The 21,542-nt window shown below is 73.9% G+C and carries 16 protein-coding genes; 5 read left to right on the top strand and 11 right to left on the bottom strand.

Features of this window, described 5'->3' with window-relative positions; translation table 11 throughout:
- Positions 1–33: 33 nt before the first annotated feature.
- Genes AC069R_RS08270 through AC069R_RS08250 form a run of 5 tightly spaced genes read right to left on the bottom strand, consistent with a single transcriptional unit; the run spans position 34 to position 7,801 of the window.
- Positions 34–1,302 carry an extracellular solute-binding protein gene (locus tag AC069R_RS08270; protein WP_478765567.1) on the bottom strand — a complete coding sequence of 423 codons (1,269 nt, stop codon included), beginning with the start codon at positions 1,300–1,302 and terminating at the stop codon, positions 34–36.
- Positions 1,299–2,231: a hypothetical protein gene (locus AC069R_RS08265; protein WP_478765565.1), complete on the bottom strand. Its 933-nt coding sequence runs from the start codon at positions 2,229–2,231 to the stop codon at positions 1,299–1,301. Before AC069R_RS08265 ends, AC069R_RS08270 begins: the two co-directional genes overlap by 4 nt.
- A complete protein-coding gene (locus AC069R_RS08260) occupies positions 2,228–3,724 on the bottom strand; it encodes a VWA domain-containing protein (protein WP_478765563.1) in 1,497 nt (498 codons plus the stop codon). The genes AC069R_RS08265 and AC069R_RS08260 overlap by 4 nt, the downstream gene beginning before the upstream one ends.
- 31 nt (positions 3,725–3,755) lie before the next feature.
- Positions 3,756–5,984 carry a tetratricopeptide repeat protein gene (locus tag AC069R_RS08255; protein ID WP_478765561.1) on the bottom strand — a complete coding sequence of 743 codons (2,229 nt, stop codon included), beginning with the start codon at positions 5,982–5,984 and terminating at the stop codon, positions 3,756–3,758.
- Entirely contained in the window at positions 5,981–7,801 is a 1,821-nt protein-coding gene (locus AC069R_RS08250) for a trypsin-like serine peptidase (RefSeq protein WP_478765560.1), read from the bottom strand. The genes AC069R_RS08255 and AC069R_RS08250 overlap by 4 nt, the downstream gene beginning before the upstream one ends.
- A gap of 364 nt (positions 7,802–8,165) precedes the next feature.
- Here AC069R_RS08250 and AC069R_RS08245 point away from each other — a divergent pair, with 364 nt between their 5' ends.
- Positions 8,166–8,606, top strand: coding sequence for an SRPBCC family protein (locus AC069R_RS08245; RefSeq protein ID WP_478765558.1), 441 nt, complete (start codon positions 8,166–8,168; stop codon positions 8,604–8,606).
- A gap of 302 nt (positions 8,607–8,908) precedes the next feature.
- Here AC069R_RS08245 and AC069R_RS08240 read toward each other — a convergent pair whose 3' ends face one another.
- The 5 genes from AC069R_RS08240 to AC069R_RS08220 form a co-directional block, all read right to left on the bottom strand.
- Positions 8,909–10,063, bottom strand: coding sequence for an XdhC family protein (locus tag AC069R_RS08240; protein ID WP_478765556.1), 1,155 nt, complete (start codon positions 10,061–10,063; stop codon positions 8,909–8,911).
- Between the two features lie 50 nt (positions 10,064–10,113).
- On the bottom strand, positions 10,114–11,571 hold the full coding sequence (locus AC069R_RS08235) for an NCS2 family permease (protein ID WP_478765554.1): 1,458 nt from the start codon (positions 11,569–11,571) through the stop codon (positions 10,114–10,116).
- Between the two features lie 150 nt (positions 11,572–11,721).
- Positions 11,722–14,106: a xanthine dehydrogenase family protein molybdopterin-binding subunit gene (locus tag AC069R_RS08230; protein WP_478765553.1), complete on the bottom strand. Its 2,385-nt coding sequence runs from the start codon at positions 14,104–14,106 to the stop codon at positions 11,722–11,724.
- Between the two features lies 1 nt (position 14,107).
- Positions 14,108–14,680, bottom strand: coding sequence for a (2Fe-2S)-binding protein (locus AC069R_RS08225; RefSeq protein ID WP_478765551.1), 573 nt, complete (start codon positions 14,678–14,680; stop codon positions 14,108–14,110).
- Positions 14,680–15,570 (bottom strand): FAD binding domain-containing protein, encoded by an 891-nt coding sequence (locus tag AC069R_RS08220; protein WP_478765550.1) that lies wholly within the window; start codon positions 15,568–15,570, stop codon positions 14,680–14,682. The genes AC069R_RS08225 and AC069R_RS08220 overlap by 1 nt, the downstream gene beginning before the upstream one ends.
- Positions 15,571–15,864: 294 nt before the next feature.
- On the opposite strand from AC069R_RS08220, the gene AC069R_RS08215 reads away from it, so the two are divergent.
- The 3 genes from AC069R_RS08215 to AC069R_RS08205 all read left to right on the top strand — a co-directional run bounded on the left by AC069R_RS08215 (position 15,865) and on the right by AC069R_RS08205 (position 19,119).
- On the top strand, positions 15,865–17,556 hold the full coding sequence (locus AC069R_RS08215) for a PucR family transcriptional regulator (protein WP_478765548.1): 1,692 nt from the start codon (positions 15,865–15,867) through the stop codon (positions 17,554–17,556).
- Positions 17,557–17,720: 164 nt separating this feature from the next.
- Positions 17,721–18,488 (top strand): hypothetical protein, encoded by a 768-nt coding sequence (locus AC069R_RS08210; protein ID WP_478765547.1) that lies wholly within the window; start codon positions 17,721–17,723, stop codon positions 18,486–18,488.
- A gap of 118 nt (positions 18,489–18,606) precedes the next feature.
- Positions 18,607–19,119: a DUF2231 domain-containing protein gene (locus AC069R_RS08205; protein WP_478765546.1), complete on the top strand. Its 513-nt coding sequence runs from the start codon at positions 18,607–18,609 to the stop codon at positions 19,117–19,119.
- A gap of 73 nt (positions 19,120–19,192) precedes the next feature.
- On the opposite strand, the gene AC069R_RS08200 is transcribed toward AC069R_RS08205, so the two are convergent.
- Positions 19,193–19,942 (bottom strand): GntR family transcriptional regulator, encoded by a 750-nt coding sequence (locus tag AC069R_RS08200; RefSeq protein ID WP_478765544.1) that lies wholly within the window; start codon positions 19,940–19,942, stop codon positions 19,193–19,195.
- 394 nt (positions 19,943–20,336) lie between these two features.
- Between AC069R_RS08200 and AC069R_RS08195 the strand changes: the two genes are divergently transcribed.
- Complete coding sequence (locus AC069R_RS08195) at positions 20,337–21,407, top strand: DUF2637 domain-containing protein (RefSeq protein ID WP_478765542.1); 1,071 nt, start codon at positions 20,337–20,339, stop codon at positions 21,405–21,407.
- Positions 21,408–21,542 lie beyond the last annotated feature (135 nt).

The following is a 21,542-nucleotide window of genomic DNA, read 5'->3' as shown; positions in this document are numbered from 1 at the left end:
GCCGGGTCCGCCTCCCGGCGACCCGCCTGTGTCTCACCGCACTTGATCGCACACCGAGGGCAGCCACGTCTGTCCCGGTGTCTCCCTCAGGGTGTCCAGGGTGGTGAGCAGGGCGGTCAGATCCTCGGGGTGGGCCAGGTAGGTGATCGTGGATTCGGCGAAGGCGTCGCGGAGGGTCGGCGGCATGGCGTCGGAGGCGTCGAAGCAGTGGGTGGCGGACGGGGAGAGGAGCGTGGAGGCGAGAAAGCGGTGCCAGGCGGGGCCCGCGGTGGGCCGGACCCTGGTGTCGACGGAGAAGGCGGACTCGGCGTCGGCCCAGGCGCGTTGCGCGGCCGGCGCGGACAGGTAGCGGATCAGCCGCCGTGCCTGCGGGGTGGCGTGCAGGAGCGCGACCAGGTCGCCGGAGACCTCCCAGGAGTCCTTGGCGGTGGCGCCCGGAATGAGGTCGGCCGAGGGGTCGTAGCGGCCGTCGGCCCGCTGCCACGCGATGGACTGGGTGCGGATGAAGGACGCCTGGTGTTCGAGCGTGCAGCCCCGAGGCGTGGCCGTGACCGGTGCGGAGGCCTGGGCGTAGCCCGTCTTCAGGGTGCGCCGGAGCAGCTTCCCGGAGGTGCCCGCGCCCATCAGCCGGCCCCATGCCGTCCATGCCTGCCGTACCTCCGGCGAGCGCCAGGACAGCTTGCCGCTCGCCCACAACTGATAGGCGCGCGGCCCGTGTTGCTGGAGCAGGATGTCCTCGATCCAGTCCGTGCCCGGCCACCCGCTGGTCGCGCCCGAGCCCATCCCCACGCACCACTGCGCCGGATCGTCCCGCGCCGCGAGACGCTGCCGCTCGCCGGTGCCGGCCGGGTACCAGACGATGCTCTTGAGGTCGGCCTTGAGCGGGAACCAGTACACATGCCCGTCCGCGAGCGGCATCGCCCAGGACGTGCCGAAGTCCCCTTGCTGGATGAGCCCGTCGAGCGGCTGGAGCTGCTTCTGGCCCGCGTAGTCGGCAAGTTCGCCGGGCCCGGTGAGCACCACCACGTCCGGTGGCGTCCCGGCCTCGACATCGGCGCCGAGCACCTGGCTCTCCGCCGAACTGCCCTGGTAGTCCACGTGCACGTGGTACTTCCGCTCGAACGGCTCGATCACCGCCCGGCGCAGGTTCGTCTCGTCGCGGCCCGTCCAGTTCGCCAGCAAGGTGACGGTCGGCTCCCGGCCGAGGGCGCGGGCGCCCAGGACGACGGCCGCCGCCAGCAGCACGAGACAGCCCGCCAGCACGGTGACCGTCCGGGCGCGGCCGCGCAGTCGCCCGCTCACCGGGGCCTGAACCGGTACTCGTCGATGTGCCGCCGCAGTCCCGTCTCGGCCAGTGCCATGACCAGCACGCCTCCGATCAGTATCCAGCCGGCCGCCGCGGCGCGGAGACCGGTGTCCGCCAGGTACGTGGCGGTCGCCCGCCCCGCGTCGGTCAGTTCCCGCCCGGCCAGCGGGCGGTCGAGCAGTCGCCGGGTGTCCGCCATCCCCGCGTGCGTCCACACCGTGAACAGCAGCGTGACGGCGAGCCCGGCCGCGAGCAGCGCGCCCGCGCCGAGCAGGCCCCGGTTGTAGCGGCGCCGGAAGCGGCGGCGCAGGAACAGCTGGGTCTCCAGCAGGCAGCAGGTCAGCGCGAGCGCGAGCAGCAGCGTCGCGGCCCAGCCGCACCACAGCAGCGGGCCGAAGGAGGTCTGCCGGTGCACGGCCGCGCGCTGCTGGGCCTTAAGGACCTTCAGCCGGGGCAGTATCCCGGCGCCGGGGCCCGCCAGGATGCTCGTCGCGTAGCTGAGGTACGCCTCGCGCAACACGCTCCCGGCGGGCTGGACTTGGGCCTGCTGCACCTTGACCGCGTAGACGGTGATGAGCGCGGCGACGGTCTGGAGCGCCTGCCGTCCCGACGCTCCCCCCACGTCGTCCCCGGCGGCGGCCGCGACGCTCTGCGCGGCCACCGAGATCTGTTTCTGGAAGTCGCTGGTGGGGGTCGCCGCGCCGGCGTCCCGCTCGGCCTGCCCGAGGGCGTACAGCGCGGTGTCGAGGGACAGCACCGCCGGGGCGCTGGAGGTGCGCAGCGGATCGGCGTCGCCGTGCACGCCCTCGTACGACAGGAAGAGGCTGAGCGTCAGCAGCGCCGACAGGGCGAGCAGCAGGCGGTGGCGGACGGCCAGGTCGCGGGCGGTCGTACTGCCGCGTACGGCGCCGGTGCCGGCGCTCATGCCGGCGGCCCGGTCAGCCGGCGGCCGCACTCGCCGCCGCAGTACACCGAGTCGGCCGGGCCGAGCCAGCCGCAGTCCGGGCACTCCAGGAGGGCGTCGGTGTCCGGGGGGATCTCGGGGGCGACCGGCGGGGGCGCGGCCGGGTGGTGCGGCGGGGTGGTCATGGCGCTGGAGAGGATCAGGTGCTGCCAGTCGACGTCCTTGAGGCCGCCGCGGACCCGGCCGCCGCCCGGCACGTCCTCGATCCGGCGCAGTGCGCCGAGGAGGCGGGCGTCGCCGAGTTCGTCCGCCAGGCGCAGCGCGCGGGCGAGTTCGCGGTCCGCGGTTTCGCGGCCGTCGGCGCCGCGCAGCCAGGCCCGGTAGGCGTGGGCCACGGCGGCGCTCGCCTGCTGGTACAGCTCCTGCCGGTGCACTCCGGGGTGGCGCCGGGAGGCGTCGAGCGGGTTGTCGGTCCAGCGCACCAGGATGGGGCGGGGCCGTGGCAGCCGCACCGGATGCCCGAAGTCGGGTACGACGACCTCGGCGGCGGCGAGCTGAAGGTCCTCGCCGCGTTCCCGTCCGGTCGGGTCGGCGGCCAGCACCACCTGGAAGTGCCGTACCTCCTCGCCCCAGGCGCGGGTGATGTACTCGGTGCCGCGTCCGGGGCCGGCGGCCGGCAGGAGTTCCTGTTCGCCGGGGACGACCTGTTTGACCTGGCGGATGACGGTACCGGGGGTGGGGGTGAGCCGGATGCGCAGTTCGGGCACCGCCGTGCCGAGCAGGCCGTTCACCAACTCCTCGTAGGCGGCAGTGAGTTCGGACTCCTCGCGGACGGCTCCGGCGCGGCCGTGCAGCCGCCGGGTGATGCGCAGCAGCAGTTCGGCGTCCCAGTCGTCGCCGATGCCCCAGGCGTCGCAGACGAAGCGGCCCTCGCAGGCGTCCAGCGCGGTGTCCAGGGTCATGGCGGCCCGGTGGTCGTGCTCGTTGCGGCCGTCGGTGAGCAGCAGGACGTGTTTGACGGGCGCGGGGTGGTCCTTCAGCAGCCGGCGGGCGAGGTCCAGCCATGTCCCGATGGCGGTGCCGCCGTTGGCGTCCAGGATGCGTACGGCCCGTACGGCGGCGGCGCGTTCGCCCGGACCGGCGACGGCGAGCCCCGGATGGTCCGGGCCGGGGTGGACGACGGTGGCGTGGAAGTGGCCGGAGAGCACGGCGAAGGCGGTGCCCTCGGGCAGCAGTCGTACGGCGGCCACGGTGGCGTCCTTGGCCGCGTGCAGCTTGGCCGCCGGGTAGAGCATGGAGCGGGAGGTGTCCACGATCAGCACCTCGGCGAGCGCGGGTCCGCCGCCCGGTGCCCGTCCCCCGGTGAGCCCGGCGCCGCCGTGGCCGCGCACGCCGATCTCCAGGATGGCGTGCATCTCCCGCTCCGGGCCCGGCTCTTGGGCACTCGGTTCGGCGGGCAGGTCCTTCTGCTGGCCGACTTCGAGTGTCACCTCGATCTGCTCGGCCGTGTTCATCGGTGTCTCTTTCCGGGGGTCACGGGTGTCCTCAGAAGGTGGTCAACGGCCGTACTGCGTGGGCCAGATCGAGCAGGCGGCCGTGTTCCGGGGCGGTGCGGGCCTGGGCGGCGAGCTGGCGGAAGGAGTGTTCGAGGAGGGTGCGCAGGCCGCGTTCGTCGCCGGGCCCGAGAAGGTCCCCGGCCGGCCAGGACGCGGTGCCGCCGCCCAGCGTGTTCTCGCGGACCTCGGCGACCAGCCGGGCGCGGGACTCGCCGTCCTCGGCGCCGCCGTCCAGGCGCAGTTCGGGCAGCCGCCGGGCCGCGTCGGCCAGGTCGGCGGGCGTGGGCGGCAGTCCGCCGAGGATGCCGGCGCGGATGCGGACGGCGGCGATCCGGGCGGCGTCGTGGTGGCGCGAGGTGGCCGGCACGTCGTCCAGGACGCGTACGGCGGCGTCCCGGTCACCGCCGGCCAGGTGGCCGCGCGCGAGGCCGAAGGCGGCGGCGGTGTGCGCGCTGTCGCGTTTCCACACGGCCTCGTAGAAGCGCATGGCGCGGGCGGTGCGGGCGCCGTGCTCGGCGCAGTGGCCGAGGGCGAGCTTGGGCACGTACTCGCCGGGCAGCGCCCGGTACACCGCCTCGAACCGGGCGCCGGCGGGCTCCACTTCGCCGGTGGCGAGGTGCAGGACGCCCCGGTGCCAGGCGATCCGCCAGTCGTGGGCGGCGGCGCGCTCGCCGAGCTGGGTCTCGGCCTCGGTGAGCCAGCCGGCCGCGGCGTCCCGCTCGCCGCGCCGGAGGTAGGCGCGGCACAGCCACAGCGCGGTCTCGGGGGTGCCGAGGCGGGAGTCGCGGGGCCACTGCCGGGCCACCTGGTCGGGGGCGTCGGGCGAGAAGGTGTCCAGGACCAGGGCGGCGCCGTCGGCGGGATCGGGGACCGGTTCGGGCAGGGCGCCGGCGACCTCGGCGGGCGAGGGCGGGCTCACGTCCAGCTCGGCCGGGCGCTCGCCGGGGCGGGCGGTCCAGTGGTCGAGGGCGGGGATCGCGCCGAGCCCGGCGTCCAGGCTGGCGGCGGTGGCACGGAACCGGGTGGAGCTCTCGGGCAGTTGCTCGCCGAACCGGAGCGAGCGGAACTCCCTCAGCACTTCCCAGAGTTGGCGGGACATCTCGGCGGCCGACCGGAACCGGGCGCGGGGTTCGGGATGGGTGGCGCGCTCGACGAGCCGGCGGAAGGAGTCGTGGGCGAGCCCGCGGGCCGGTTCGGTGTCGCGGGCCAGCGCCTGGAGGGTCATGCCGACGGTGTAGAGGTCGCTGTCGACGTGCCAGCCGCGCCGGTCGATCTCCGCCTTCGGCGGCGCGAACGTCGCGGTGTACACATAGGCGGACGCGCGGTCGCCGATCGCGCGGACCGCGCCGAGGTCGATGACCTTCACGGCCCGCCCGAAGTGGATGACGTTGGCGGGCTTCATGTCGCAGTAGAGCAGGCCCCGTTCGTGCATGTACTCCAGCGCGCCGAGGATCTTGCAGCCGTAGGTGAGGACGTGGTCGAGGCGGGGGCGGCCGTGGAAGACGCGTTCGACGTCGTCGGCGTCGAACAGCTGTTGCAGGGAACGGCCGCCGATGTAGTCCATGACCAGGTAGCCGGTGGACGTCCCGCCCGGCGGCCGGTGTTCGGCGTACGTGATGATCCGCACGATGTCCGGGTGGTGCAGGTCGGTGAGCGAGCGGCGCTCCTCGACGGCGGCGCGGCGGGCGAGCGCGCCGCCCGCGTCGATCTGGCTCTTGAGGACGACGCGGTGGCCCTCGGCGTGGGTGTCCTCGGCGAGGTGGATCCAGCCGAGGCCGCCGCGGGCGAGGCAGCCGAGGACGCGGTAGTGCCCGGCGACCAGGTCGCCGCGGGCCAGTTGGGGCAGGAAGGAGTACGGCGTGCCGCAGCGGGGGCAGCGGCCGGTGGCGCGGGCGGGCTGGCCGCCGTACCCGAGCCCGATGATCATGCCGCAGCCGTCCGTGCCGCACCGGCGGCCCTCGGTGGGCGGGCGCGGGTCGTCGACCAGCAGGACGTCCTCGGGTTCGGGCACCTCGGGGAGTACGAGCAGTCCGTGCTGGTCGAGTTCCCCGACCCCGGCCACGGCGTGCACGGCCGGCGGCCCCGGACTCTCCTCGACCAGGGCGGACATCGCGGCCGGTTCGCCGCGCGGCTCGGCGTGCCGGTGCCCGCAGGTGTCGCAGTAGCCGGTCCCCATGATGCGTCCCGCGCATCCGGGCCGGACACAGGAACTGGTCATGAGCCGCACTCCTTCCGGGGGCCGGGGGCGCCGCGAGGGGGAGAGGGGAGGTGCTGGTCGGGGGTGCGGGCGTGTTCGCGGGGCGGGGTGGGGGGTTCGGGCGGTGGGGTGGGGTGCTCGGGGTTGGCGTCGATCCGCGGCCCGCCCGCCCCGGTCACGCCCGAGCAGAACCCGGTGAACCGGTCCGCCGCGGCCTCCGCGTGTTCGATGTCGCACGGTGTCCGGCGCAGTTGGGTGAGGGCGGCCTCGTAGAGGCGGTAGGCGGCCAGGACCCGGTCGCCCTGTTCCTCGGCGCGGCGGCGGCACAGCGGCCACTGGGCGGTGACCCGGCCGCGCAGTTCCTCCCAGCGGCGCAGCCGGGCGTCGAGCAGGTCGAGGGCCTGTTCCAGGCGTCGGCCGCGGCGTTCGGCGGCGTCCTCGAAGGTGAACAGCAGGTCGGCGCGCCGGGGTCCGCGGTCCTGTTCGGAGCTGTGCGCGACCCAGGCCCGCAGCATCAGGCTGCGGCCGACGGCGGCCTCGGCCCGGCCCATCAGCGGCTCGGTGCCGGGCCCCGCCGTCACCCGGTCCCGGCGGGCGTCCAGCGCGGGCCCCAGCACATCGACGATCCGGTCGAGTTCGGCGCCGAGCCGGTCCCACCGCTCGCGCAGCGGCCGGTGCACCAGAAACTCGGCGGCCCGCTCGGCACCGGCCTCGCGGCGGTGGACCAGCAGCAGCCGGGCGCCGTGCCGGGCGAGCCGCTCCAACAGGGCGAGCAGCGCCTCGGGGTCGGCGCTCTGGTCGACGCCGACCAGCACCGCGGCGAGCGGCACGCGCAGGGTGGCGAGCCGTTCGGGCCGGGGGTCGTCGCGGACACCGAGGCGTTCGGCGATCCGGTCCATTACCTGGTCCGCCGTCAACTGACGTACGTCCAGGGCGAGATCGTGCGCTCCGGCCGGTGGCACGGTCTCCGGCGGGTCGTGGCTGAAGGCGCTGGTGTTGCGGTGCGTGCGCAGCTCGCGGTCCGCGAGGGTGACGGCCCGCTCCAGGGTGAAGGCGCGGTCGCCGCGGGCCGGTACGACCGTGACGAGCACCGGCCAGCCCTCGCCCCGGAACCACCCGGCGAGTTCGGTGGCGAAGGGCACGTCGAGCCGCCCCGCGCCGCCCGCCGCCCGGCCGCGCAGCCGGGGGTCGACCGCCGAGGCGCCGTCGGTCCAGGCGGCGACCTGCGGCAGATGGCTGAGGATGGTCTCGGTGGGGCTCATCTGGCTGAAGGCGGACACCTGCCCCTCGTCCACGCTGAGCACGATGCCGATCACCTGGTCGGTGGCATGGTCGACCACCGGGCCGCCGCTGAAGCCGGGGGCGGCCAGTTCGCCGGGGGTGAGCGGGCGCAGCTGCACCCGGCTGTCCCGGCCGCGCGCGGCAACCAGGGTGGCGCCGTGCCAGCGACCGCCGTCGTCGCCGGCCGGGAAGCCGTACATGCTCACCGGTCCGTGCGGCGAGGCCAGCCGGTAGAGGCGGGTGGCGTGTGCGGCGGGCAGTGGTTCGGCGAGGCGCAGCAGGGCGAGGTCGCCGCTGCGGTCGCCGAACGCGTCCTCCTGCTCCGGTACGTGTTCGTCCGGGTGGACGGTGGCGGCGACCGCGTCCTGTCCGGGCACGCCGACGACTCGTACGGCGTACCGCGTGCCCGGAGTGACGACATGCCCGGCGGTGAGCACCCGGTCGGGGGCGAGCAGCACCCCGGCACCGAGCACCCCGCCGTCCGGTGCCTCGATGCGGGCGATCCATGTCGGCGTGCGTAACCGGGACTTGACGGCCCGCTCCCCCGTGCGCGTCATGCCGCCGAGGTTACTCCCCGTACCGGCCCGGAACCACTGGTGTGCACGAGGCGGCCGGATGCGAAAATGCCCGCCCCGGTCGGCACCACCTCACCGAGCACCGCGCGCGAGCAGGGGGCGCAGGCGGGCCTCGGCGGCGCCGACTGCCGCAAGCCCACGCCGACGCGCGCGCCGCAGGGCCGCACGGACGCCAACGACATCTGCTCCGGCACCGTGCCCGCCGTGCCCGGCGTCATCGGCGCCCTCAAGCAGCGCGGGGACACCGGCAAGGTCTACCGGCCCCGAGCGACCGCGGGGCTGGGCCGACCGGGTGAGGCGGCGGCGAACTCCCGGTCGGGCCGGGCAGATTGCCTACGATCGGCACGTGCCGACCTTCTTCCTCACCCGCACCGTGCCGCTCCCCCTGGACGAGGCATGGCGCCGGGTCACCGAGTGGCCCCGCCACTCCCGTACCGTGCCGCTGACCCGGATCAGGGTGCTCACCGGGGGCCCGACCGGCGTGGGCACCCGTTTCACGGCGCGCACGGGCGTCGGTCCGTTCGCCGTGGACGACACCATGGAGGTGACCGTCTGGCGCCCGCCCGCGGACGGGGAGGGCGGGCTGTGCCGGCTGGAGAAGCGGGGCCGGGTGGTGCTCGGCTGGGCGCGGATCGAGGTCCGGCCGGGGCCCGGCGGCCGCAGCCGGGTGGTGTGGCAGGAGGAGCTGCGGTTGCGCTTCCTGCCCCGCGCCCTGGACGGCGTGGTCGAGCGCACGGGCCGGGCGGTGTTCGGGCGCGGCCTGAACCGGCTGCTCAGGCAAGGCTGAACCGGCTGCTCAGACGGGCCTGAACGGGACGGCTACGCGGGCCTGAGCCGGGGGGCTCGGCGGCCCCGGACGGACCGACTCCGAGTGGGCGAACAGCCGTACCAGGAACGACTCCGGGCGAGCGAACAGCCGTACCACCGGCCGGAGTTCAGTCCTTGCGTCCCGTCACCGCCACCGTCACGCCCAGCCCGTCGGGCCGGGTATCACGATCAGCGGCAGGGACAGCGCCGCGAAGGCGAGCAGCCGGTTCGGGGAGACCATGTCCTCATGGGGCACAGGGGCCGGAGCGCGGGGGGCGAGGCTCAGGCCACCGAGCCGATCCGCGCCGTCGTCGCCGTGACCGTCGTCTCGTGGTGGATCGGCGTGTGCCCGCCGGTCAGGGCGGCGCCGCTGCCGCCGCGCCGGGCGGCGACGATCTCCGCGGCGATGGACAGGGCCGTCTCCTCGGGTGTGCGGGCGCCGAGGTCCAGGCCGATCGGGGACCGCAGGCGGGACAACTCGCGTTCGCTCACGCCGACTTCGCGCAGGCGGCGGGCCCGGTCGAGGTGGGTGCGGCGGGAGCCCATCGCGCCGACGTAGGCGACCGGCAGGCGCAGCGCCACCTTCAGCAGCGGCACGTCGAACTTGGCGTCGTGAGTGAGGACGCACAGGACGGTACGGCCGTCGGTCCCGGTGCGTTCCAGGTAGGTGTGGGGCCACTCGACCACGATCTCGTCGGCCTCGGGGAAACGGGTGCGGGTGGCGAAGACCGGGCGGGCGTCGCACACGGTGACGTGGTAGCCGAGGAACTTGCCGACGCGGACCAGGGCGGAGGCGAAGTCGATCGCGCCGAAGACGATCATCCGGGGCGGGGGCACGGAGGACTCCACCAGGACGGTGAGCGGGGCGCCGCAGCGCGACCCCTGGGCGCCGATCTCCAGGGTGGCCGTGCGGCCCGCGTCCAGCAGGGCGCGGGCCTCGGCGGCGACGGTGCGGTCCAGCTCGGGGTGGGCGCCGAAACCGCCGTCGTACGATCCGTCGGGCCGCACCAGCAGGGCGCGGCCCGCAAGCCCGGCCGGGCCGGCCACGATCCGGGCGAGCGCCGCCGCCTGCCCGCGGGCGGCGGTCGCCAGCGCGGCTGCGATCACCGGCCGGGCGGGATCGTCCGCCCGGACCGGGGTGACCAGGATGTCGATGACGCCGCCGCAGGTCAGGCCGACCGCGAAGGCGTCCTCGTCGCTGTATCCGAACCGTTCGAGGACGCTCTGCCCGTCCTTCAGCGCCTGTTGGCACAGCTCGTACACCGCGCCCTCCACGCAGCCGCCGGAGACCGATCCGATGGCGGTGCCGTCGGCGTCCACCGCGAGCGCGGCGCCGGGCTGCCGGGGCGCGCTGCCGCCGACGGCGACCACGGTGGCGACCGCGAAGTCACGCCCCTGGCCGATCCAACGGTTCAACTCCTCGGCGATGTCCAGCATCTGTCGGTCTCCTCAGGATGGTTGCTCGAAAGGGGGGCGCCGCCGCGTCCCTAGTGGACGCCGAGCCAGCCCTCGACGGGGTGCAGCGCGAAGTACACGAGGAAGACCGCCGTCAGCCCCCACATGAACGCGCCGATCTCGCGCGCCCTGCCCTGGGCCACCTTGATCGCCGTGTACGAGACGACTCCCGCCGCGACCCCCGTGGTGATCGTGTATGTGAACGGCATCAGGACGACGGTCAGGAAGACCGGAATCGCCGTGGCCCGGTCGCCCCAGTCCACGTGCCGCGCGTTCATCAGCATCATCGCACCGATGACCACCAGCGCCGCGGAGGCCACTTCCTGCGGGACGATCGCGGTCACCGGGGTGAAGAACAGACAGGCCGCGAACAGCAGTCCGGTCACCGCGGAGGCGAGCCCCGTGCGGGCGCCCTCGCCGACGCCGGTCGCCGACTCGATGAACACGGTCTGTCCCGAGCCGCCGGTCACACCGCCGATCGCCCCGCCCGCGCCGTCGATGAACAGCGCCTTGGACAGCCCCGGCATCCGCCCCTTGTCGTCGGCGAGCCCGGCTTCCGTGCCGACGCCGATGATGGTGGCCATCGCGTCGAAGAACCCGGCGAGCACCAGGGTGAAGACGATCACCGCGATGGTCATCCCGCCGACCTTGTCCCAGCCGCCGAAACCGACGTTCCCGAACAGTGAGAAGTCCGGCATGGAGACCGCGCCGCCGTGCAGTTCGGGCGCGCCGGAGGCCCACTGGCGGGGGTCGATGACGCCGAGCCCATTGAGGACGGCGGCGACGACGGTGCCGGAGACGATGCCGATCAGGATGGCGCCGGGCACGTTGCGGGCCTGGAGCATGAAGATCAGCAGCAGGGTGCCGGCGAAGAGGAGCACCGGCCAGCCGGTGAGCTGGCCCGCGGGGCCGAGGCTGAGCGGGGTGCCCTTGCCCTGGTGCACGAAGCCGGACTTGTAGAAGCCGATGAGGGCGATGAACAGGCCAATGCCCATGGTGATGCCGTGCTTGAGCGCGAGCGGGATCGCGTTCATGATCATCTCGCGCAGGCCGGTGACGACCAGCAGCATGATGACCGCGCCGTACAGCACGCACATGCCCATCGCCTGCGGCCAGGTCATGTTGGGCACGACCTGCGCGGACAGCACGCCGGAGACGGACAGGCCGGCGGCGAGCGCGAGGGGCACCTTGCCGACGAAGCCCATCAGCAGCGTGGTGAGGGCCGCGGCGAACGCGGTCGCGGTGATCAGGGCCTTCTGGCCGAGGGTGTGGCCCTGGACGTCCTGGCCGGACAGGATCAGGGGGTTGAGCAGGAGGATGTACGCCATCGCCATGAAGGTGGTGACGCCGCCGCGCACCTCGCGCGCGACCGTGGATCCTCTCCGGGATATGTGGAAGTACCGGTCGAGCCAGGACCGGCCGGCCGGGACGCGGCTGCCGTCGCCGGCGTCCTCGGCCGTGGTCCTGGGCTCCACTGATGGTTGGGTCATGGTGCCGTCTCCCAAGGTTCACAGGGGCACCCGGTCAACTCCGGTGAGCTGAGCGGGATTTGGGATGTGCACGTAACCCGGGGGACGGCCCGGTGTGGCACGTGTTGGGGGGGTGTGGGCCGGGGGTGAGCGATTGCCCGGCGGGGGGCGTTACGCCGTGCCCGTGAGGTGCTCCGGGCGTACCGGCGTCCTGTTCAGCTCCAGGCCCGTGGCGTTGCGGATCGCCGCGAGGACGGCCGGGGTCGAGGACAGGGTCGGTGCCTCGCCGATGCCGCGCAGCCCGTAGGGGGCGTGCTCGTCGGCGAGTTCGAGGACGTCGACCGGGATGGTCGGCGTGTCGAGGATGGTCGGGATCAGGTAGTCCGTGAAGGAGGGGTTCCTGACCTTCGCGGTCTTCGGGTCCACGATGATCTCCTCCATCACCGCGACGCCCAGGCCCTGCGTGGTGCCGCCCTGGATCTGGCCGACCACGGAGAGCGGGTTGAGCGCCTTGCCGACGTCCTGGGCGCAGGCCAGCTCGATGACCTTGACGAGGCCGAGTTCGGTGTCGACCTCGACCACGGCGCGGTGCGCGGCGAAGGAGTACTGGACATGGCCGTTGCCCTGGCCGGTGCGCAGGTCGAAGGCCTCGGTCGGCCGGTGCCGCCACTCCTCCTCCAGCTCCACGGCCTCGTCCTCCAGGACGTCCACCAGGTCGGCGAGCACCTCGCCGCCGTCGGTGACGACCTTGCCGCCCTCCAGCAGCAACTCGGCGGTGGCCCAGGCGGGATGGTAGGAGCCGAACTTGCGCCGGCCGATCTCCAGGACCTTCTCGCGCACCAGCTCGCAGGCGTTCTTGACGGCACCGCCGGTGACGTACGTCTGCCGGGAGGCGGAGGTGGAGCCGGCCGAGCCCACCTGGGTGTCGGCCGGGTGGATGGTCACCTGGGCGACGCCGAGTTCGGTGCGGGCGATCTGGGCGTGCACGGTGACGCCGCCCTGCCCGACCTCCGCCATCGCGGTGTGCACGGTGGCGACGGGCTCGCCCGCGATCACCTCCATGCGCACCTTGGCGGTGGAGTAGTCGTCGAACCCCTCGGAGAAGCCGACGTTCTTGATGCCGACGGCGTAGCCGACGCCCCGTACGACGCCCTCGCCGTGCGTGGTGTTGGACAGGCCGCCGGGCAGCTGCCGTACGTCGGCGCCCTCGCTGGACTCCCACTGGCGCTCGGGCGGCAGCGGCATCGACGTGACGCGGCGCAGGAGTTCGGCGACCGGCGCCGGGGAGTCGACCGGCTGCCCGGTGGGCATGATGGTGCCCTGCTCCATGGCGTTCAGCTGCCGGAACTCCACCGGGTCCATGCCGAGTCGCTTCGCCAGCTTGTCCATCTGGGCCTCGTACGCGAAGCACGCCTGGACCGCGCCGAAGCCGCGCATCGCGCCGCAGGGCGGGTTGTTGGTGTACAGGGCGATGGCCTCGATGTCGACGTCGTCCACGACGTACGGCCCGATGCTGAGCGAGGAGGCGTTGCCGACGACGGCCGGGGAGGCGGAGGCGTAGGCGCCGCCGTCCAGCACGATGCGGCACTTGACGTGGGTCAGCTTGCCGTCGCGGGTGGCCCCGTGCTCGTAGTACAGCTTGGCCGGGTGGCGGTGGACGTGCCCGAAGAAGGACTCGAACCGGTTGTAGACGATCTTGACGGGCTTGCCGGTGCGCAGCGCCAGCAGACAGGCGTGGATCTGCATGGACAGGTCCTCGCGGCCGCCGAACGCGCCGCCGACGCCGGACAGCGTCATCCGCACCTTGCGCTCGGGCAGGCCGAGCACGGGCGCGATCTGGCGCAGGTCGGAGTGGAGCCACTGGGTGGCGATGTAGAGGTGGACGCCGCCGTCCTCCTCGGGCACCGCGAGCCCGGACTCCGGGCCGAGGAACGCCTGGTCCTGCATGCCGAAGGTGTACTCGCCCCGGACGATCACATCGGCGCGGGCGGCGGCCGCGGCGGCGTCGCCGCGCACGATCGGCTGGCGGTGCACGATGTTCGGGTGCGGGACGTGCCCGATGTGGTGGTCGTCGCGGTGCTCGTGGATGAGGATGGCGTCCGGGCCGAGGGCCGACTTCTCGTCGGTGACCACCGGGAGTTCGCGGTACTCCACCTTGATCTTGGCGGCGGCGCGGCGGGCGGTCTCCGGGTGGTCGGCGGCGACGATCGCGACCGGCTCGCCGTGGTGGCGCACCTTGCCGTGCGCGAGGACCGGGGTGTCCTGGATCTCCAGGCCGTAGTGCCTGACCTCGGTGGGCAGGTCGTCGTACGTCATGACGGCGTAGACGCCGGGCAGGGCGAGGGCCTCGGACGTGTCGATGGAGACGATCTCGGCGTGTGCGACGGTGGAGCGCAGGATCTGGCCCCACAGCATGTCCTCGTGCCACATGTCCGAGGAGTAGGCGAATTCGCCGGTGACCTTGAGGGTGCCGTCGGGGCGCAGGGTGGACTCGCCGATGCCACCCTTGGTGCCCGAGCCCTGTGTGATCTTGGTAGGAACGCCGTTGGCCGGCATGTCAGACCCCCTCGGACTGGCGGGCGGCCGCGAGGCGGACCGCGTCCATGATCTTCTCGTAGCCCGTGCAGCGGCACAGGTTGCCCGACAGCGCCTCGCGGATGTCGGCGTCGGACGGGTTCGGGTTGCGCTCCAGGAGTTCGTCGGAGGCGACGAGCAGGCCCGGCGTGCAGAAGCCGCACTGGACGGCGCCGGCGTCGATGAACGCCTGCTGGATCGGGGCGAGTTCGGTGCCCTCGCCGGCCTGCGAGTCGGTGCCGCCCTTGGCCGCCCAGCCCTTGGCCGCGTCCAGGGAGACGCCGTCCGAGCCGCCCTCGGAGCGCTGCCGCGCGTGGTCGGCGAGGCCCTCGACGGTCACCACGTCCCGGCCCTCAACCTGTCCGGCGGCGACCAGACAGGAACAGACCGGCACGCCGTCGAGTCGTACGGTGCAGGAGCCGCACTCGCCCTGTTCGCAGGCGTTCTTGGAGCCGGGCAGGCCGAGCCGCTCGCGCAGCACGTAGAGCAGGGACTCGCCCTCCCAGACGTCGTCGGCCTCCTGCGGGCGTCCGTTGACGGTGAAGTTGACGCGCATCACGCAGCTCCCTCGGTGTGGCGGGCGCCGCGGTACGACTCCCAGGTCCAGGTCAGCGTCCGGCGGGCCATCACGCCGACCGCGTGCCTGCGGTAGCTCGCGGTGCCCCGGACGTCGTCGATCGGGTTGCAGGCGGCGGCGCACAGGTCCGCGAACTGCTTGGCGACGGAGGGGGTGATGATCTTCCCGTTGTCCCAGAAGCCGCCCTCCGCCAGCGCGGCGTTCAGGAACTCCTCGGCGGCCTTGGCGCGCACCGGGGTGGGCGCGGCCGAGCCGATGCCGGTGCGCACGGTGCGGGTTTCCGGGTGCAGGGCGAGGCCGAAGGCGCACACGGCGATGACCATGGCGTTGCGGGTGCCGACTTTGGAGTACTGCTGCGGGCCGTCCGCCTTCTTGACGTGTACGGCGCGGATCAGCTCGTCGGGCTTGAGCGCGTTGCGCTTGACGCCCGTGTAGAACTCGTCGATCGGGATCATCCGGGTCCCGCGCGCCGACGACGCCACCTCGACCTCGGCGCCGGCGGCGAGGAGGGCGGGGTGGGCGTCGCCGGCGGGCGAGGCCGTGCCGAGGTTGCCGCCGACGCCGCCGCGGTTGCGGATCTGCGGGGAGGCGACCGTGTGCGAGGCGAGCGCGAGGCCCGGCAGCTCGGCACGGAGCTGTTCCATGATCGTGCTGTAGGGCACGGAGGCGCCCAGCCGTACGGCGTCCTCGCCGGTCTCCCATTCGTAGAGATCGCCGACGCGGTTGAGGTCGAGCAGGTACTCGGGCCTGCGGTGATCGAAGTTGATCTCGACCATCACATCGGTGCCACCCGCGATCGGCACAGCGGTGGGATGCTCGGCCTTCGCGGCGAGCGCCTCCTCCCAGCTGGCGGGGCGAAGGAAGTCCATGACCGGCTCTCTTCTTCGTCTTGGGTTCTGCGGATTTGAGCCAATCCGTGTGCGGCGGGCCCGGCTCGTTCCTGTCGTGTTGACGTGGAGTGAAGTCAGTACACCGCCGTGTACTCCGACGGGGTCAGTCACCGAAACCATGAAGGAGTTCGCTGGCCAGGTGAAGCATCTTGTAGATTCGTATGAACGGAGGACGTCGGCAACCTCTCCGTTTTCCCTGGGGAAGCGGCCATTCCCCCGTCCCCCTCCGAAGATCCATCGTAGGTTTCGAGACAAGAAACGGCGGCAACTGAGATGCGGCTGCGCGCACTGCTGGACACCGACGCGCTGGGCCTGCTGCTGCTCGGCGGCGAGGACGAGCTGGACCGCTCGGTGCGCGGTGTGATGACGACCGACCTGCGCGACCCGAGCCGCTACCTGTCCGGCGGCGAGCTGGTGCTGACGGGCCTCGCCTGGCGGCGGGACGCGGCCGACTCCGAGCCGTTCGTACGGCTGCTGGTGCAGGCCGGGGTGGCGGCCCTCGCCGCGGGCACCGCCGAGCTGGGCGGGGTGCCGGAGGATCTGGTGGCGGCCTGCGCCAAGCACCGGCTGCCGCTGCTCGCGGTGGACGAGTCGGTGGCCTTCGCGACGGTCACCGAGCATGTCGTACGACAGGTGTCCGGCGAGCGCGCCGGGGACCTGGCCGCCGTGGTGGACCGGCACCGCCGGATGATGACCTCGGGCCCGGCGGGCGGCGGCCCCGACGTGGTGCTCGACCTGCTCGGCACCGACCTGGACCTGCGCGCCTGGGTGCTCTCCCCCACCGGCCGGCTGATCGCAGGGTCCAAGGTGGCGGGCCCCGAGCTGCCCGCCGGGACCTGCGCCCGGCTGGCCGCCGAACACCTGGCCGCGACCCGCTCCGGCCGGCGCGCCCCGCACCGGGTCCCGCTGGACGGCACGACGTACTCGCTCTTTCCGATCCGTTCCTCGGGGCGCGGGCCGGGCGCCGCGCGGGATGTCCGCGATGTGCGCGAGACGGTGCTGTCGGACTGGCTGCTGGCCGTGGAGGCGGACGCGGGCGACTGGGACGGGCAGCGCATGGACCTGCTCCAGGGCGTCACCCAGCTGATCGCCGTGGAGCGCGACCGCCGGGAGGCGGCCCGTACGGTACGGCGCCGGCTCGCCCAGGAGATCCTGGAGCTGGTGCAGACCGGCGCCGCGCCCGCGGAGATCGCGGCCCGGCTGCGGGTGGCCGCGCCCGTGCTGCTGCCCGGTCTCGGCGCGGCCCCGCACTGGCAGGTCGTGGTGGCGCGGGTGGAGTGGGACGGCGGGGACGTCGAGGGCGGTTCGGTGGCGCAGGCGCTGCTGGAGGAGGTCCTGGTGGACCCGCTGGCGACCGGCCCCGAGGCCGCCGACCGCATCGCCGTGGCGCACACCGGGGACGAGGCGGTGGCGCTGGTGCCGCTGCCCGCCGTACCGGCCGTCGCCGCGGACCGCGAGGGCGCGGAGACCGGGCTGCTCGCCGACGCGCTGCTCCGGGTGGTGCGCGAGCCGCTGTCGGCGGGGCTGGACGGCGACGGGCGGCTCACGCTCGGCGTCAGCGCGGCCGTGCACTCCGCGGAGGGGCTGCGCGGCGCCCTGGAGGAGGCCCGGCACGCCCGCCGGGTGGCGGCGGCCCGGCCCGGCCGGGTCTGCGCGGCCGGGCACCAGGAGCTGGCCAGCCATGTGCTGCTGCTCCCGTTCGTCCCGGACGACGTGCGCCGCGCGTTCACGGCCCGGCTGCTGGACCCGCTGACGGACTACGACCGCCGGCACCGCGCGGAGCTGATCCCGACCCTGGAGGCGTTCCTCGACTGCGACGGCTCCTGGACCCGCTGCGCCACCCGGCTGCACCTGCACGTCAACACGCTGCGCTACCGCGTCGGACGGATCGAGCAGTTGACGGGACGGGACCTGTCGCGCCTGGAGGACAAGCTCGATTTCTTCCTGGCGCTGCGGATGAGCTGAGCCGGGCGGGGCGAAGCGGACGAAGCGGGCCCCGCCGCGCCCCCACGACTTTGTGAAATCTTTCACCCACCCCCTTGGCCAGGCGTGGCGATCGGTGCTGGAATGCCGCCACCACTCAACAGCCCGATGGCGTGCCTGGGGAGGTCAACGTGGCGTATACCGCCATGTCTGGGAACGGAACGACCGCCGGTGACGATCCTCTCCAGACCGCGGTATGGCGGCTGCGCTCGCGGGCCTGCTGGGCCGACGCCGCGGCCCTGCTGCCGGCGGACACGCCGGACGCGGCGCTGCAACGGGCGATGCTGCTGGTGGAGCGCTGCCTGTACACGGAGGGCGGCTGGGCGGACGCGGAGGACGCGCTGCGTACGGCGGAGGCGCTCGCGCACACCGACGAGGAGCGGGGCGCGGCCGCGTGCGAGCGCGGGCAGCTCGCGTACGCCGCGACGCTGCACGGCGTCCGGGACCGGGTGGACGAGGCGCGGGCCGCGCTGGGGCGGGCGGCGGCGCTGATCCCGCCGGGGGCGGCGGGGCGGGCGCTGCTGGACTTCCGGCGGGGGCTGCTGGCGGAGAACCTGTCCCGGTCCCCGCAGGCGGCGCGCGCCGCGTACCGCCGGGCGCACGCGGGCGCGACCGCGGGCGCCGATCCGCTGCTGCTGTCGTTCACCTGGCGCCATCTGGCCGGACTCGCCCTGCGGGACGGGGAGTTGGCGGAGGCGCGGCACGGGTTCGCCGAGTCGCTGCGGATCCGGGAGGAGCTGGGGTACCTCGTGGGGACGGCGCCCGCGCTGGTGTCGCTGGCGGACACGGAGGACGAACCGGCGGCGTCCCGGCTGCGGGACGAGGCACGGCGGCTGTTCCGCCTCCTGGGGGGCGTACCGACGTGGCTGGCGGCGCAGCTCGTCCCACCGGCGGCGGGGCCGGCCACGGCGTGAGCGGGGGCGGGGGCGCGAGGGGGGGCGTGTGAAGCGCGGAGGCGTGCTCAGAGGGAACTGAGAGACGGCTGTGCCAGTGTGACGCGCCCCGAGACCCCCCACTCCAGGAGAGCGTCGCATGACCCTCGTCAACGGGCTGCCGGCCCATGTCCTGCTCGTCCATGTCGTCGTGGTGCTGGTCCCGCTGACCGCCCTCGCGCTGGTCGCCGCGGCGGTGTGGCCGCGGACCGCGCGCCGGCTCGGCGTGCTGCTGCCCGCGCTGGGCCTCGTGTCCCTGGTCAGCGTGCCGCTCACGACGAACGCCGGTGAGTGGCTGGAGCGGCACGTCGACGACGACCCGCTCGTCCGCCGGCACGCCGAGCTGGGCGACGGGCTGCTGCCCTGGGCGCTGGGGCTGTTCGTGCTGGCCGTGGTCGTGTGGTGGGCGACCCGCGCGGTGCTGCGCGCCGGGGGCGGCGGCTCGCGCTGGTCCGCGCTGCCGGTGCGGATCGCTCTCGGGCTGCTGTCCGCGGTCATCGCGGTGGGCGCGGTCGTGGACGTGTACCGGATCGGCGACTCGGGGGCGCGGGCGGCGTGGCACGACGGATTCTCGAAGTCGGCGCACGGTGACCAGGGCGGCGACGGTTCCTGAGACGCCCTGAAGGGGTGGGGTGCGGGGAGCCGCGCGGCAGCTCACGGCGGAGGGCGGACCGCGTCGCCTCCGCTCAGGCCGCGCCCGCGAAGTGCTCCGCGACCAGGTCACGCACCACCTCCAGGTCCCGCGCCACCAGCGCCTCCAGCAGGGAGACGTGTTCGGCCGCGTCCGCGAGCAGGTCCGCGCGGGCGTGCCGGACCGGGGCGCCGACCAGCGGCCACTGGGCGCGGCGGTGCAGGTCGCAGGCGATGCGGACCAGCTCCTCGTTGCCGGACAGGGCCAGCATCGCGCGGTGGAAGGCGCGGTCGGACTCGGCGTACGTCGCGGGGCAGCCGGACGCCGCCGCCCGGACCGTGTCCTGCGCGAGCGGCCGCAGCTCGGCCCAGCGCGCGGCCGGGACCGTACGGGCCAGCCGGAGCATCACCGGGACCTCGATCAGCTCCCGCACCTCCGCCAGCTCGGCCAGCTCCCGCGCCCCCCGCTCGACCACCCGGAAGCCGCGGTTGGGCACCACCTCGACGGCGCCCTCCAGGGCGAGCTGCTGCATCGCCTCGCGCACCGGCGTCGCCGAGACCCCGAAGCGGTCCCCGAGCACCGGCGCCGAGTACACCTCCCCCGGCTTCAGCTCGCCCGTCACCAGCGCCGTGCGCAGCGCCTCCAGGATCTGCCCGCGTACCGAGGACCGCTGTATCACGGGCCGCTCACCCGCGGGCCTGCGCGGGCCCGGAACCAGCCCCTCACCGTGCGTGTACGCCGCCGCGGAGCCCTGCGCGCCCTGCCTCACGGGTCCTCCTGGCGGCTTGTCGGTACTTGGGGTCATTGACGACGGGTTGTCGGTTGTTCGTCAAGCACCCTAGACGTACCGAGCGGTACGTCAAACTCGATCGAGGTCCGGGAGCAAGGTCCAGGACGGGCGAGCGGGGCCGAGCGGACCCCCGCGGTCCACTAAGATCGACTCGATCCGGACCGCCTCGCACGGACAGGTGATGCACAACTTCCTCACCTTTCACGGGAACTTTCCGAGGAACCATCCGTACGGGTAGTCTTATTCGAACTCAACTCCCGCCCCTCAAGCGGCAGTTCGAGCAGATCGCCGTCCCCGGGCACCCCCTCGCACCCTCTTGGCGGCCTCTTGCCGCGAAACCCCCTGAGGGCCGCCCGGAGTGGGTCAATATGGCGGGCGTTACGCCCTATCCCAATGCAAGGGACCCCTGATGAGACTGACCGACATATCGCTGAACTGGCTGCTTCCGGGCGTCGTACTGCTCCTGGGCATGGTCGCGGCGGTGGCGGTACTCGCGCGCGGAAAGCGCTCTGCCGGGGAGAACGCGAGTGCGGACGACTCCTGGGAGCGCAGCGAGGAGCGCCGCAGGCGCAAGGAGGCCATCTACGGCACCGCCTCCTACGTGCTGCTGTTCTGCTGTGCGGCGGTGGCGGCCGCCCTGTCCTTCCACGGCCTCGTGGGCTTCGGCGAGCAGAATCTCGGCCTGACCGACGGCTGGCAGTACCTGGTGCCGTTCGGCCTCGACGGCGCGGCCATGTTCTGCTCCGTCCTCGCGGTGCGCGAGGCCAGCCACGGTGACGCGGCCCTCGGCTCGCGCATCCTGGTGTGGCTGTTCGCCGCGGCCGCGGCCTGGTTCAACTGGGTGCACGCGCCGCGCGGCGCCGGTCACGCGGGCGCCCCGCAGTTCTTCTCCGGCATGTCCCTGTCGGCGGCCGTGCTGTTCGACCGCGCGCTGAAGCAGACCCGCCGCGCCGCGCTGCGCGAGCAGGGTCTGGTGCCGCGCCCGCTGCCGCAGATCCGCATCGTGCGCTGGCTGCGCGCCCCCCGCGAGACCTACAAGGCGTGGTCGCTCATGCTCCTGGAGGGCGTGCGCAGCCTGGACGAGGCCGTCGAGGAGGTCCGCGAGGACAACCGGCAGAAGGAGCAGTCGCGCCAGCGCAGGCGCGAGCAGCAGCGGATGGAGCGCGCCCAGCTCAAGGCCATCAGCCGGGGCCACGGCCGGTTCGTGAACCGGGTCGGCGGCGGCCGGCAGGTCGAGGTGCAGGCGATGGAGCGCGGCTCCTCGGGCGCCACCACAGCGGAGCCTGCCATAGCGACCGCGGAACAGCTGCCGGTACCCTCCCGTCCCTCCCTCCAGCCGGTCCGCAAAGGGTCTGAGCCGGTGGCCAAAGGGTCCGAGCCGGTGACCGTCGACCTCACCGCGGAGGACGACACCATGGCCCTGCCCCGCCTGGACTCCCTGGAGCGCAAACTCAAGGACCTGGAGCAGCAGTTCGGCTAGGGATGACCGGTCTTCATGGGTCGGGGGGGGGGGGGGGGGGGGGGGGGGGCCGCCCCCCCCCCCCCCCCCCCCCCCCCCCCCCGCGACCGGGCGGGCGCCCATCGCGATGATGTCGCGGACGATGCCGCCGACGCC

The sequence above is a fragment of the Streptomyces sp. NPDC043952 genome, from assembly GCF_056435325.1.
This window is presented reverse-complemented; position numbering and strand designations above follow the sequence as displayed.